Origin of the sequence: Streptomyces spororaveus, assembly GCF_016755875.1 — a bacterium.
GTDB lineage: Bacteria > Actinomycetota > Actinomycetes > Streptomycetales > Streptomycetaceae > Streptomyces > Streptomyces spororaveus.
The window spans coordinates 3,958,422-3,970,454 of record NZ_BNED01000005.1 but is presented as its reverse complement, the minus strand read 5'-3'; the positions used below and the strand labels follow the sequence as shown (position 1 = coordinate 3,970,454).

Genomic DNA, 12,033 nt, shown 5'->3' with positions numbered 1-12,033 from the left:
GGCCCCGCCCGACGGGGGCGGCCGGGGCCGGCTAGCCGGCTCCGCCGCCCGCGCGGACCAGGCCCGTCTCGTAGGCCAGGACCACCACCTGGACCCGGTCGCGCAGCCCCAGCTTGGTCAGGATGCGGCCCACATGGGTCTTGACCGTCGCCTCCGACAGGACCAGCCGGGCCGCGATCTCGCCGTTCGACAGGCCCTGCGCCACCAGCAGCATGACCTCGCGCTCGCGCTCCGTCAGCCGCTCGACCTCCTTGTTCTGCGGCTCCTGCGTGGTCGTCGGCAGCATCGGCGCGAAGCGGTCCAGCAGGCGCCGCGTCGTGGACGGGGCCACCACCGCGTCCCCGCTGTGCACCGAGCGGATGGCCGCGAGCAGCTCGCCCGGCGGGACGTCCTTCAGCATGAACCCGCTCGCGCCCGCCTTCAGGCCCGAGAAGGCGTACTCGTCCAGGTCGAAGGTGGTCAGGATGATCACCTTCGGGTGCTCCTCCGGCTCGCAGATCCGCCGCGTCGCCTCCACCCCGTCCAGCCTGGGCATGCGGACGTCCATCAGCACCACGTCCACCTTCGTGGCCCGCAGCACCTCCAGCGCCTCCAGGCCGTCGCCCGCCTCGGCGACGACCTCCATGTCCGGCTGGGCGGCGAGCACCATCCGGAAGCCGGTGCGCAGCAGCACCTGGTCGTCGACCAGCATCACTCGGATGGACATCAGTTACCTCGTCCTCGTCATCTCTTCTTCAGGGGAAGCAGTGCGCTGATCCGGAAGCCGCCACCGGGCCGAGGCCCCGCGTCCAGGGTTCCGCCGACCATACCGATCCGCTCGCGCATGCCGATCAGCCCGTGCCCGGCGCCGTCCGCGCCGCCGTCCTCGTACAGCTCGTGGGCCGCGCCCCGGCCGTCGTCCTCGATCAGCAGGCCGAGCCCGTCGTCGAAGTAGACCAGCCGGACGCTGGCCTTCGCGTCGGGGCCGCCGTGCTTGCGGGTGTTGGTCAGCGCCTCCTGCACGATCCGGTACGCGGTCAGCTCGACGCCGCTGGGCAGCCGCCGGGGCGCGCCCTCGACCTCGAAGTCCACCGCGAGCCCTGCCACCCGTACCTGCTCGACCAGGACTTCGATCTGCTCGACGTCCGGCTGGGGCACGTAGTCCTCGGACTCCTGCGGCTCGCCGGTCCGCAGGACGCCCAGCAGCCGCCGCATCTCGGCCAGGGCCTGGCGGCCGGTGCCGGAGATGGTCTGGAGGGCTTCCTTGGCCTGTTCGGGGGCCGCGTCCATGACGTACGCGGCCCCGTCCGCCTGGACCACCATCACCGAGACGTTGTGCGCGACGACGTCGTGCAGCTCGCGGGCGATCCGGGCGCGCTCGGCGGCGACGGCCACCTTGGCCTGGGCCTCACGCTGGTTCTCCAGGCGCTGGTTCCGCTCGACGAGCTGGGCGTAGTACGCCCGGCGGGTGCGCAGGGAGTCGCCGAGCACCCAGGCGAGGGCGAACGGGACGATCGCGAAGAGCACGAAGAGGGCGTTCTCGCGGAGGTTGCCCTGGTCCACCGCGAAGCGCACGGCGTACACGGGGGCGGCGAGGAATCCGATGGCGAACGCGGTACGGGACATCCGGCGCGAGATCTCGGAGGAGGCGGCGACCGTGTACAGGATGATCAGCATCGCGACGTCGGCGGTGTTCGCGTCGGTGTGGGTGATCAGCTGGTAGACGCCGGTGGCGGCGGCCAGCCAGAACATCGCCCGGGTCCACCTGCGGCGCAGGGCCACCACGATGCTCATCGCCACCACTACGGGGACGGCGAGCATCCGGGCGGTGGTGCTGCTGAAACTGTCGTCGGCCACCTGCAGCATCCCGATCCCGAAGAGGAAGACAGCCCAGAAGCTGTCGACGCCCGTCGGGTGTCTGCGGAGGAAGTCGTAGAGGCGCTGCACGTAACCCAGAGTAGGGAACGCGGATAGGTGCTGGAGTCAACCAGAGGTCCGAACCTGACCCCCGCTGCGTACTCCCAGAGGTGGACGGAAGCTTAGCCTTTGTCCGGTGAGCTCTCAGGGTGCAGAGGCGGGTCCGGTCCGGTGGCGCGACGCGATGGAGGCCGCGCTGTACGGGCCCGGCGGCTTCTACGTACGCCCGGGCGGCCCCGGACCCGCCGGGCACTTCCGTACCTCCGTGCACGCCTCGCCGCTGTACGCCGCGGCCGTGGCCCGGCTGCTGCGGTGGGTGGACGAGGAGCTCGGACACCCGGCGGAGCTGGACCTGGTCGACGTCGGGGCGGGCCGGGGGGAGCTGCTGGCCGGGGTGCTCGCCGCGCTGGAGCCGGGGACGGCCGCGCGGGTGCGCCCGTACGCCGTGGAACGGGCGGACCGGCCCGCCGGGCTCGACCCGCGGATCCGCTGGGTCCAGGCCGTGCCGGAGAGGACGACGGGCCTGCTCTTCGCCAACGAATGGCTGGACAACGTGCCGCTGGAGGTCGCCGAGGACGGGCGCTACGTGCTGGTCGCCCCGGACGGTACGGAGAGCCCGGGCGGCCCGCTGGACGGCCCGGACCGGGCCTGGCTGGACCGGTGGTGGCCCGGCGGCGGCCGTGCCGAGATCGGCCGGGCCCGCGACGAGGCCTGGGCGGGCGCCGCGGGATCTCTGGAGCGGGGTCTGGCGGTCGCGGTGGACTACGCCCACACCCGGGGCGCGCGGCCCCCGTACGGCACCCTGACGGGCTTCCGGGGTGGCCGGGAGGTCCCGCCGGTCCCGGACGGCTCCTGCGACGTCACCGCCCACGTGGCCCTGGACTCCTGCGCGGGGCCCGGGGCGGTCCTGCTGACCCAGCGCGAGGCCCTGGCCGCGCTCGGCGTCTCGGGCGCCCGGCCCCCGCTGGCCCTGGCCTCGGCGGACCCGGCGGCCTACGTACGGGCCCTGTCCTCGGCCGGTGAGGCGGCGGAGCTCACGGACCGCGCCGGGCTGGGCGCCTTCGGCTGGCTGCTCCAGCCGGTCGGCATCACGGCCCCCGCGTGGCCGGGCGCCGGGGGCCCGCCGGCGGCGCGCTGACCCTGCCCGGAACGCGGAGGGGCCGGGACCCGCTGGGGACCCCGGCCCTGCCGCTCTCCGCCCGCCCGCGTGCCTACCGGGTCAGCTCGTCGTGGCCCTGGTGCAGGCCGCCGCCGCTGCCCGAGCCGCTCGTCGGCTGCGAGACGACCGGCTTCGACAGCGGGGCCAGGTCGAAGGCGTAGTGGCCGACCGCGTCCGCGATGACGTCGACGTTGATGTCGAGCGCCTTCTGGTCGATGTTGGTGATGTCGTCACCCTTGCCGTGGTAGTTCACGTCGTAGGCGACGCCCGCCTGGCCGCCGAACTTCGCGGCCTGCTCCGGGGTCTTGATGCCCTCGGCGCCGGTGAAGGTGCCGCCGGACGGGATGCCCACCTCGATGAAGGGGCCGTAGTCCGAGCGGCCCGAGAAGTCCGTGCCCTCGTGCGGGATCTTCTGCGAGTCGAGGAAGTCGTTGATCCCCTTCTCCAGCTGGGCGGACCCCTGGGGGCCGGGGCCCGAGCCGGTCGCGTCCGAGTCGTCGCCGTCGTAGACGAAGTACGCGGAGTTCGGCGAGGCGATCATGTCGAAGTTCAGGTAGAGCTTGATCTGCTTCTTCTGCGCGTCCGTCAGCCCGGCGACGTACGCCTCGGAGCCGAGCAGGCCGAACTCCTCCGCCGACCACCAGGCGAACTTGACCTTGTTCTTGACCTTCGTCTGGCTGCTCGCGAGGCGCTGCGCGACCTGGAGGATGCCGGCCGAGCCGGAACCGTTGTCGTTGATGCCCGGGCCGGCCGCGACCGAGTCGAGGTGCGAGCCGAGGAAGACGGTGTTGTTCTCGTCGCCGCCCTTGGTCTCGGCGATGACGTTGTACGTCTTGCGGTTCTCGCGCAGCTGCCGGATGTCGAGGGTGACCTCGACCGGGCCGGCCGCGGCCTCTGCGGCGAGCTTCTCGCCGTCCGCCTGGGTGATGCCACCCGTCGGGATCTTGCCCGCGTTCGGGTCGCCGAGGGTTCCGTTGAGGGCGCCCGCGGTGTTGTTGTAGATGATCGCGCCGACGGCGCCGGCCGCCGCCGCGTTGGCCTGCTTCACCGCGAAGGTGCAGCCGCCGCGCTTGACCAGGGCGATCTTGCCGGTGAAGGTGCCGGAGGCGAAGTCTCCGGGCTCGCAGCCGTTCGTCCCGTCCGCGTCGACCGGGGCGACGGCGACGCCGGCGGTCACACCGCCCTCCGGGCTGCTCGCCGTGTAGGACATCAGGTGGATGGGCACGTCGCGCTGGTTCGCGCCGCCCACCGTCAGCTTCTCCTCGATGGTCTCGACGTACACGAAGTCGAACTCGTTCTTCGTGACCTGGTAGCCGGCCGCCTTCATCACGGCCTCGACGTACTTGGCCGACTGCACGTGCCCCTTGGAACCGGCCGCGCGGTTGCCGTTGTTGTAGTCCGCGAGCGACTGCAGGACCTTGAGGTGGTTGTAGGCGCCCTTGCCGGTCGCTTCCTTGACCAGCTTCCTGGCGAGCGCGTCACCCCGGGCGGCGTCGCTCTGCGGGCTGCCGGTGGCTCCGGCCGGTCCGGCCAGCAGGAGAGGCGAGACGAGAGCCGCGGCGGCCAGGGCGGCGGTTGCTGCGGCTATACGGCGTGAGGGCATGAAGGTCCTTCCACGGTAAGAGCGAGCAGGGCAGGGCGGAACAGGGCACAGCGAGGCGGAGCGTTGTGGAGCAGGTGAGCAGAAGTGGTGCGTGTCACGTGAGGGAGCGGTGGACGCACGTTAGACAGCAAGTGGCCACCATGGCCAGAGTTTTAGCTGATTCCGGTTTATGAATTCCGTATATCGGTGAATACGGGCCGCCAGGATCCAGCCACCGGTGCGCCGAGCGCCCTAGCGGAGGACGCCCTCGATGAAGTCCGAACCGATACGTGCGACCGCCGGCAGGTTCAACTGGTGCTGTGCGTACCGGCCCTGACGGCGCGTGTGCATCAGGCCGGCCCTCCTCAGGACCGCCAGATGCCGCGACACCTCCGGCGCGGTGATCCCGTACACGGTCGCCAGCTCGCTCGTCGTGAACGGGGCCCGCGCCAGACTCCGGCACAGCATCATCCGCATCGGATGCGCCAGCGCCTCCATCCGCCGCTGGAGCAGCTCCACCGAGCCGGGCTCGGAGGCCAGTTCGGGGGTGCCGAGCGGATAGTGGACCACCGGCCGCCAGCCCGGCGCGTGCAGCACCAGCAGATGCGGCCAGCCGAAGTTGGTCGGCACGAAGACCAGGCCGGCGCCTATTCGGGGATCGGTCGCCGTCGTCGACCCGTTGACCATCTTGTCGGCGGTGATGGTGGTGGCGCCCTCGTCGACGCTCAGCGCCGCCGAGACCTCCTTCAGCACGGTCGGCAGCCCCTTGCGGCGCAGCACCTCGGTCTTGTGCCGGGCGTCGGCGCTCTGCCCGGGCTCGACGCGCTTCCACGTCTCGGCGAAGAAGGCCTCGTCGCAGTCCTCCAGGAGGCGCCGCATCCACACCCGTACGGCCGCCGTGTCGTCCAGGAGCCGCATGGAGAAGTCCAGCTGGCGCGGGCCGCGGGCGGCGGCCGTCTCCAGCGCCTTGGCCCGCGCCGCCGGGTTCGCCAGCGGTGAGGAGGACGGGCCGCCCTCGTTGTAGAGCGCCAGCCAGCACTGCTCCAGAGCGGCCCGCACGAACCGCTCGTCGTCCAGCCGGTCGAGGACGTCCAGCGCCTCGGCCAGGGTCGCGGCCGGCTGCCCGGTTCCGCCGGGCAGCCCGGCGAAGGGCATGAAGATGTCGGAGAAGGAGCTCCGCCACATGAAGTCGGCCTCCAGCAGCCGGTCCGCGAGGCACGGATCGAGCGAGGCGGCGGTGGCGGTGGTCCACGAGCTCAGCGCGGGGTGGTGCGCGGGCTGGGAGAGCGCGTGCAGGGCCATGCAGAGCTCGGCGAGCGGGGAGGGCGCGAAAGTGATCCGCTCGGTGGGCAGGCCTGCGATGTCGATCGTGACGCTCATCAGGCCATTCTGTCGTTCCGCGCACGACGGGGACGCCGGGGCGGGCCGTGCCGCCCCGCCGTACGAGTGGCCTCCGGCGGCCCGGCGCGGCGGCCGGACGAGTGATCATCCGCCACCCCGGGGGCGCTTTCACGCCGTCGATTGACGGGGAACGTCAACTGTCGTGCGCGATGCCGCCGACGGGGTGAGGCTGGAGTCATGACCGCCACCGAGCAGTACCTCATCGACACCTGGCGGGCGTCCCAGCAGGGCGCCCCGATGCCCCCGCCGCCCGGGCGCGACGACGTCGCCGTCCTCCGCTCCCTGCGCACGTACGAGCAGGCCAGAGCCGTGATGGAGGGCAGACCGGCCCGCCATCCCTGGCGCGCCGCCCTGCGCCGGATACTGGTCCGCCCGCGGGCGTGCTGATCCCCCCGCGGGCGTGCCGGTCCGGCGCGGGTCCCGAGCCGTTCCCGGCCCGGGTCCCCGTCGCCCCCGCTAGTCGAAACTCGGCGCGTTGCGCTGGTACACGAGCCGCAGCCCGATCAGCGTCAGCCACGGCTCGTGGTCGTCGATCACCGAGGACTCGCCCAGCACCATCGGCGCGAGCCCGCCGGTGGCGATGACCCGCACGTCGTCCGGGTCGCCGTGCGGTCCGGCCAGCTCCTTCGCCATCCGGGTCACGACCCCGTCGACCTGCCCCGCGAAGCCGTAGACCACGCCCGACTGCATCGCCTCGACCGTGGACTTCCCGATCACGTTGCGCGGCCGGGCCAGCTCGATCTTCCGCAGCTGGGCACCCCGTACGCCGAGCGCGTCCATCGAGATCTCGATGCCCGGGGAGATCACCCCGCCCACGTACTCGCCCTTCGCGGACACCGCGTCGAAGGTGGTCGCCGTACCGAGGTCGACCACGATCGCCGGGCCCCCGTAGAGCTCGACCACCGCGACCGCGTTCACGATGCGGTCCGCGCCGACCTCCTTCGGGTTGTCCATGAGGATCGGCACGCCCGTCTTGGTGCCCGGCTCCACGATCACCGCGGGCACGTCGCCGTAGTAGCGGCGGGTCACCTCCCGCAGCTCGTGCAGGACCGACGGCACCGCCGAGCAGATCGCGATGCCGTGGATCCCGTCTCCGAGCTCGCTGCCGAGCATCGGGTGCATGCCCATCAGCCCCTGCAACAGCACCGCCATCTCGTCGGCCGTGCGCTGCGGGTCGGTCGAGATCCGCCAGTGCTCGACGATCTCGTCACCGTCGAACAGGCCCAGGACCGTGTGGGTGTTGCCCACGTCGATGGTGAGGAGCACGGGTTACACCGCCTCGCGCAGATCGAGCCCGATGTCCAGGATCGGCGAGGAGTGGGTCAGCGCGCCGACCGCCAGGTAGTCCACGCCGGTCTCCGCGTACGCGCGGGCGGTGTCCAGGGTCAGGCGGCCCGAGGACTCCAGCACCGCGCGGCCGGCCACCAGGGCCACGGCCTCGGCGGTCTGCCCGACCGTGAAGTTGTCCAGCAGGATCAGGTCGGCGCCGGCCTCCAGGACCTCGCCGATCTGCTCCAGCGTGTCGACCTCGACCTCGATCGGGACCTCGGGGAAGGCCTCGCGCACGGCCTTGAAGGCCTGGGCGACACCGCCCGCCGCCACCACGTGGTTGTCCTTGACCAGCGCCGCGTCCGCCAGCGACATCCGGTGGTTGACGCCGCCGCCGCAGCGCACCGCGTACTTCTCCAGCGCGCGCAGGCCCGGCGTGGTCTTGCGGGTGTCGCGGACCTTCGCCGAGGTGCCCTCCAGCACGTCGGCCCAGCGGCGGGTGGCCGTCGCGATGCCCGACAGGCGGCACATGATGTTCAGCGCGCTGCGCTCCGCCGTGAGCAGGTCACGCGTGCGCGAGCGCACGGACAGCAGCAGCTGCCCGGCCTCGACGGTGTCGCCGTCCTCCGCGTGCCGCTCCACCTCGAAGGCCTCCGTGCACACCACGGAGAACACGGCCTCGGCGATCCGCAGACCGGCCACGACACCGCTCTCGCGCGCGACGAAGTCGGCGACGGCCTCGGCCTCCTCCGGCACGGTCGCGACGGTCGTCACGTCCACGCCCCCGTCCAGGTCCTCGGACAGCGCCATGTGCGCGATGTCCTCGACCTCGATCGGGTCCAGGCCCGCGTCCGCCAGCAGCTGCGCCAGCGCCGGGTCCAGGCCGCTCTCCTCGCCGTCGCCGCAGGCGCAGTCGTCGCCGCAGCCGCCGTCGTTCTGGTCGATCAGGGGAAGTTCGGGGGTGCTCACGGTCACTGCTCCAGGCTCGGGGTGCTCAGGGGGTGCACGGACGGGAAGTCCGCGGAGTCGGTGGGTACGACGACCAGGGCGCGCTTCTCGGTCGCCGAGAGCCGGACGACGAGGTGGCGGCGCCAGTGCGCATCGTCCCGCTCGGGGTGGTCCTCGCGCCAGTGGCAGCCGCGGGTCTCCACGCGCCGCTGCGCCGCGGCGACCAGGACCCGCGCCACGCACAGCAGGTTCGTGGCCTCCCAGGTGTCCACACCCGGCTCGGCGGTCTTGCCGTGCGCTTCCAGGTCGTTCAGGGCGGTGGCGTACAGCGCTTCCAGGGCGTCGGCCGCGGCACTGAGCGAGTCGGCGGAGCGGAGCACGCCCGCGCCCTGCGTCATGATCCGCTGGACCTCGTACCGGGCGCCGGCGGGCTGCAGCGGGCCGGTCGCCGGGACCGGTATGCCCGGGCCGCTGCCGGCGGCCCCCTCGGCGACGATGTCCTCGGCGATCCGCTCGGCGAAGACCAGACCCTCCAGCAGCGAGTTGGAGGCGAGCCGGTTCGCGCCGTGCACACCGGTGCAGGCGACCTCGCCGCAGGCGTACAGGCCGGGGACCGTGGTCCGCCCGTGCAGGTCGGTCCGGACGCCGCCGGACGCGTAGTGCGCGGCGGGCGCCACCGGGATGGGCTCGCTCACCGGGTCGATGCCGTGGGAGCGGCAGGCGGCCAGGATGGTCGGGAAGCGCTGCTCCCACATCTGCGCGCCGAAGTGCCGGGCGTCGAGGTACATGTGCTGCGCGCCCTGCTCCTGCATGCGGCGCATGATGCCCTTGGCAACGATGTCGCGCGGCGCCAGCTCGGCCAGCTCGTGCTGCCCCTGCATGAAGCGCACGCCGTCCGCGTCGACGAGGTACGCGCCCTCGCCCCGGACCGCCTCCGACACCAGCGGCTGCTGGCCCTCGGCGTCCGGGCCGAGGAAGAGCACCGTCGGGTGGAACTGCACGAACTCCAGGTCGGAGACCTCCGCGCCGGCCCGCAGCGCGAGCGCCACGCCGTCGCCGGTGGACACCGACGGGTTGGTGGTCGCCGAGAAGACCTGGCCCATGCCGCCGGTCGCGAGGATCACGGCGGGCGCGTGCACGGCGCCGACCCCGTCGTGCTGGCCCTCGCCCATGACGTGCAGGGTGACACCGGCCGTACGGCCCTGCGCGTCCTGCAGCAGGTCCAGTACGAGGGCGTTCTCCACGGTCTCGATGCCCGCGGCCTGCACGGCCTCGACGAGCGCCCGCGAGATCTCGGCGCCGGTGGCGTCGCCGCCCGCGTGCGCGATCCGGCGGCGGTGGTGTCCGCCCTCGCGGGTCAGTTCTATCTCGCCGGTCTCCGTGGAGGTGTCGAAGACCGCGCCGGTGGCCATCAGCCGCCGTACCGCGTCGGGGCCCTCGGTGACGAGCAGCCGGACGGCCTCCTCGTCGCACAGGCCCGCCCCGGCGACCAGGGTGTCGTCGAGGTGCTGCTCCGGGGTGTCGCCCTCGCCGAGGGCCGCGGCGATGCCGCCCTGGGCCCAGCGGGTGGAGCCGTCGTCGAGCCGGGCCTTGGTGACCACGACGGTACGGCGGCCCCCGGCGGCGCAGCGCAGCGCGGCGGTCAGACCCGCCACGCCGGAACCGACGACCACGACGTCGGCGTCGAGGGACCAGCCGGGGGCCGGTGCGTGCAGCCGTATACCGGTGCCCGCGCCTGCCCCGCCCGACGGAATGCCTCTGCCTGGGGTGCTCACGAGTGTGCTCCGAATTCCAATGGGATGTTGTCGATCAGCCGGGTCGAGCCCACCTTCGCGGCGACGGCCAGCACGGCCTGCCCGGTGAAGTCCGGTCCGGTCTCGGTGAAGTCCAGCGGGTCCACCAGCGCCAGGTAGTCGAGCACGATCGGCGGCTCGTGGCGGCCCGCCTCGTCCAGGACGTGCAGCGCGGCGGCCCGTACGGCGTCCGGCAGCCCGGCGCCCGCCGCCGAGACGGCGTGCGCGTCGGCGGAGGCGCGGATCTCGCCGAGGCGGGCCAGGGCGGTGGCCCGCTCGTCGCTGGCCGGGGACGCCTCCGCGCGGGCGCGCAGCGCCGCCTGCGCGGCGAGCCGGTCGCGCCCGGCGAACAGGGCGCGGGACAGCGCCAGGGCGGTGTGCCGCTCGGCCGGGGAGAGGTAGCGGTTGCGGGACGACAGCGCGAGCCCGTCCTCCTCGCGGACGGTCGGTACGCCGACCACCTCGACGGGGAAGTTCAGGTCGGTCACCATCCGCCGGATCAGGGCCAGTTGCTGCGCGTCCTTCTGGCCGAAGAGGGCCAGGTCGGGGCGGGTGAGGTGGAGCAGCTTGGCCACGACGGTCAGCATCCCGTCGAAGTGCCCGGGGCGGGTGGCCCCTTCGAGGCGCTCGCCCATGGGACCGGCGGTGATCCGCACCTGCGGGTCGCCGCCCGGGTAGACCTCGTCGACCGCGGGGGCGAACACCGCGTCGGCGCCCGCCTCCTCGGCGATCGCCAGGTCCGCGTCGAGCGTGCGCGGGTAGCGGTCGAGGTCCTCGCCCGCCCCGAACTGCAGCGGGTTGACGAAGACGGTGACGACGACCTGGCCCTCGGGCCCGGCCTGTTCGCGGGCCGTGCGGATCAAGGTGGCGTGGCCCTCGTGGAGGGCCCCCATGGTCATCACCACGGCCCGGCGGCCGGTGCGCGGCAGCTCGTACAGCTCCCGGGCGGTGTGCAGCAGCAGGTCGGTCACCGGTCGCCCCCGTCGGACTCCGTGTCGGCGAGCACACCGAGCAGGTCCTCGGCGAGTTCGGGCTTGAGCAGACCGTGCGCGAGGGCCCGGTCCGCGGTGGTGCGGGCCATCGCCAGGTACCCGGCGACCGCGCCCGGCGCGTGCCTGCGCAGCTCCGAGACGTGCGCGGCGACCGTACCGGCGTCCCCGCGGGCCACCGGCCCGGTCAGGGCGGCGTCACCGGAGCGCAGGGCGTTGTCGAGGGCCGCGCCGAGCAGCGGGCCGAGCATCCGGTCGGGGTGCTCCACCCCGGCCCGGGCCAGCAGCTCCATCGACTGGGCGACGAGGGTGACCAGGTGGTTCGCGCCGAGGGCCAGGGCCGCGTGGTAGAGCGGACGGTTCTCCTCCGCGATCCACTCGGGCTCCCCGCCCATCTCGATGACCAGGGCCTCGGCGGCCAGCCGCAGCTCCTCGGGGGCGGTGACGCCGAAGGAGCAGCCGGCGAGCCGCTGTACGTCCACCTCGGTGCCGGTGAAGGTCATCGCCGGGTGCAGGGCCAGCGGCAGCGCGCCCGCGCGGCGCGCGGGGTCGAGCACGGAGGTCCCGTACCGGCCGGAGGTGTGCACCAGGAGCTGTCCGGGCCGGACCGCGCCGGTCTCGGCGAGGCCCTCCACGAGGGACGGCAGGGCGTCGTCGGGGACGGTCAGGAGCACCAGATCCGCCAGCTCCAGCACCTGCGCGGGCGGTACGAGCGGCACATCGGGCAGCATCCGCGCGGCGCGGCGCACGGAGGTGTCCGAGACTCCGGAGACGGCGACGGGCCGGTGCCCGGCCTGCTGGAGCGCACACGCCAGCGCGGGACCGACGCGGCCGGCTCCGACGACGCCGACGGCGAGCCGGGCAGGGCGTGGCTGCTGTGATGGATTCACGCGGGGAGGGCCCTTCCGTTCCAGTCCGCGGGGGGTACCGGACGATACGCCGCCATGCTAGCCCCTGGGGCAGTTGGCCGGTCGGTGGCGACAGGAGCGAGGATCT

At 73.3% G+C, this 12,033-nt stretch carries 11 protein-coding genes; 2 read left to right on the top strand and 9 right to left on the bottom strand.

Annotation, left to right across the window (positions count from 1 at the left end; genetic code table 11):
• Positions 1-31: 31 nt before the first annotated feature.
• The gene (locus tag Sspor_RS20135) at positions 32-706 is read right to left on the bottom strand and encodes a response regulator transcription factor (protein WP_202200369.1); all 675 of its coding nucleotides are present in this window, start codon (positions 704-706) and stop codon (positions 32-34) included.
• Positions 707-723: 17 nt separating this feature from the next.
• Positions 724-1,926, bottom strand: a complete 1,203-nt coding sequence (locus Sspor_RS20130; protein ID WP_202200368.1) for a sensor histidine kinase — start codon at positions 1,924-1,926, stop codon at positions 724-726.
• A gap of 154 nt (positions 1,927-2,080) precedes the next feature.
• Between Sspor_RS20130 and Sspor_RS20125 the strand changes: the two genes are divergently transcribed.
• A complete protein-coding gene (locus Sspor_RS20125; protein ID WP_202203757.1) occupies positions 2,081-3,034 on the top strand; it encodes an SAM-dependent methyltransferase in 954 nt (317 codons plus the stop codon).
• Positions 3,035-3,107: 73 nt separating this feature from the next.
• Here the strand turns inward: Sspor_RS20125 and Sspor_RS20120 are convergent, their stop codons facing one another.
• Together Sspor_RS20120 and Sspor_RS20115 are read right to left on the bottom strand one after the other, a co-directional pair.
• Positions 3,108-4,658 carry a M28 family metallopeptidase gene (locus tag Sspor_RS20120; protein ID WP_202200367.1) on the bottom strand — a complete coding sequence of 517 codons (1,551 nt, stop codon included), beginning with the start codon at positions 4,656-4,658 and terminating at the stop codon, positions 3,108-3,110.
• Between the two features lie 231 nt (positions 4,659-4,889).
• Positions 4,890-6,017: a DUF5937 family protein gene (locus Sspor_RS20115; RefSeq protein ID WP_202200366.1), complete on the bottom strand. Its 1,128-nt coding sequence runs from the start codon at positions 6,015-6,017 to the stop codon at positions 4,890-4,892.
• A 198-nt stretch (positions 6,018-6,215) separates the two neighbouring features.
• Between Sspor_RS20115 and Sspor_RS20110 the strand changes: the two genes are divergently transcribed.
• Positions 6,216-6,425 (top strand): hypothetical protein, encoded by a 210-nt coding sequence (locus Sspor_RS20110; RefSeq protein WP_202200365.1) that lies wholly within the window; start codon positions 6,216-6,218, stop codon positions 6,423-6,425.
• Between the two features lie 69 nt (positions 6,426-6,494).
• Here the strand turns inward: Sspor_RS20110 and Sspor_RS20105 are convergent, their stop codons facing one another.
• Genes Sspor_RS20105 through Sspor_RS20085 form a run of 5 tightly spaced genes read right to left on the bottom strand, consistent with a single transcriptional unit; the run spans position 6,495 to position 11,927 of the window.
• Positions 6,495-7,304, bottom strand: coding sequence for a type III pantothenate kinase (locus tag Sspor_RS20105; RefSeq protein ID WP_202200364.1), 810 nt, complete (start codon positions 7,302-7,304; stop codon positions 6,495-6,497).
• Positions 7,305-7,307: 3 nt separating this feature from the next.
• On the bottom strand, positions 7,308-8,276 hold the full coding sequence (gene nadC, locus Sspor_RS20100; RefSeq protein ID WP_202200363.1) for a carboxylating nicotinate-nucleotide diphosphorylase: 969 nt from the start codon (positions 8,274-8,276) through the stop codon (positions 7,308-7,310).
• Between the two features lie 2 nt (positions 8,277-8,278).
• Positions 8,279-10,030, bottom strand: coding sequence for an L-aspartate oxidase (locus tag Sspor_RS20095; protein ID WP_344550415.1), 1,752 nt, complete (start codon positions 10,028-10,030; stop codon positions 8,279-8,281).
• Complete coding sequence (panC, locus tag Sspor_RS20090; RefSeq protein ID WP_202200362.1) at positions 10,027-11,019, bottom strand: pantoate--beta-alanine ligase; 993 nt, start codon at positions 11,017-11,019, stop codon at positions 10,027-10,029. The genes Sspor_RS20095 and panC overlap by 4 nt, the downstream gene beginning before the upstream one ends.
• Positions 11,016-11,927: a Rossmann-like and DUF2520 domain-containing protein gene (locus Sspor_RS20085; RefSeq protein ID WP_202200361.1), complete on the bottom strand. Its 912-nt coding sequence runs from the start codon at positions 11,925-11,927 to the stop codon at positions 11,016-11,018. The genes panC and Sspor_RS20085 overlap by 4 nt, the downstream gene beginning before the upstream one ends.
• Between the last annotated feature and the right edge of the window lie 106 nt (positions 11,928-12,033).